The sequence below is a fragment of the Luteimonas sp. 8-5 genome, assembly GCF_029763755.1.
Taxonomy (GTDB): Bacteria; Pseudomonadota; Gammaproteobacteria; order Xanthomonadales; family Xanthomonadaceae; genus Cognatiluteimonas.
Map to the genome: position 1 here is coordinate 1 of NZ_JARUVM010000176.1, position 1,304 is coordinate 1,304.

At 55.4% G+C, this 1,304-nt stretch carries 2 protein-coding genes; both read right to left on the reverse strand.

Annotated elements, in window-relative coordinates:
• Positions 1-560: 560 nt before the first annotated feature.
• Entirely contained in the window at positions 561-782 is a 222-nt protein-coding gene (locus QAA18_RS12765) for a GDCCVxC domain-containing (seleno)protein (protein WP_279413466.1), read from the reverse strand.
• Positions 764-1,162: an organomercurial transporter MerC gene (merC, locus tag QAA18_RS12770; RefSeq protein ID WP_279413468.1), complete on the reverse strand. Its 399-nt coding sequence runs from the start codon at positions 1,160-1,162 to the stop codon at positions 764-766. The genes QAA18_RS12765 and merC overlap by 19 nt, the downstream gene beginning before the upstream one ends.
• Positions 1,163-1,304: the final 142 nt, after the last annotated feature.

Below are 1,304 nucleotides of genomic sequence, written 5' to 3' on the forward strand. Positions count from 1 at the left end.
TGCAGGAGGAGTCCATACACGCATTGTTAGGCCGACCCGCGGATCTGTTGACGGTCATCAACTGAGCTTGTCGACACAAAAACATATCCGTCTCTCTCCTTGAGCACTGGCTTGTCCTCGTAGCAATCACCTCGAAGGAGTCCATTGCACTTTGCACATCTTGGCGGAGCCATGAACTGATAAGTGCCACCACAAGAACAAGGGTTAAAAAGATCTTCAATTGCTGCGTACACAGGCAGCAAGTGCCTGCCGTAGAACTGGAAGCCTGGGTCGTGCGGAGCGAGGTTTGGCCATCTAATGCCGTACCTCACAAGAAGATCGGGATCTTTAAGTAGCAGAACATTAGGGCAAGCGGAACAGTACAAGGCTTGCATATTGCTAAAGCCGAGATGATAGATCTGGCCATGCACCTCGGCGTTGCAAGACTGGCAAGTTGCTGAGTGATGTGTCATCGGCCTAACGCTCAAGTTAAGCCGAATTGCAGCGCGTAGCTGGGCACATGGCAAGCTTTTTCTGCCATGTGGCTGGCGTAGCGATGCAATTTCGGCTTGAACGCAATGTTAGGTGCCGCCGCTGCAGCAGGAACTGCCTTGCTGGATTGGCGGACACTTGACGGTGCCGTAAGAGCAGTACACGCAGCAATCGCCCGGCAAGGGCTTGAGCACGGCATGGCAAGCGTTGCACTCATAAAACCACTGGCACGCATTGGTCGGCATGGTTTCGCAGGCACTCGCACCACACTCTGGGCAAGTAATGACCGACTCTAGTTCGAGGTTGGACACTGGACAGCTCGGGCGGGGCGCAAGAGGTCGAGAACTGACATCACGAGCATCAGGGCAATGCCCGCATAGAACAGATAAATGCTCCAGTCGTAGCTCCAAAACAGGAGCAACGCGGAGAGAACGGCAAGCGGTCCGAGAACTGAGAGGAGACCGCGTGCAAAGCGGCGGTGCCGATACCACGCCCACGCGTTCACGATCAACGCCAGCACTGCCAGGGCCGGGAGCAAGGTTCTGAACAGGAAGCCCTCGTATTGTCCGAGAAAGCCAAGACCGATCGCGGCACCCAGCGACCCAAGCGCTGGGAAGCAACCGGCACAGGACATGGCCGCGACGAGCGACCCCAAGCTACTTGTTTTGTCCAGTACTCGTGTGACGCTCATGGTCTTTCCTTCACTTGGCGAAATTGTTTGTGCGGCACCTAACGCTCAAGTTAAGCCGAATTGCAGCGCGTAGCCGGCAACATGGCAAGCTCTTTCTGCCATGTTGACGGCGTAGCGATGCAATTTCGGCTTGAATGATCGA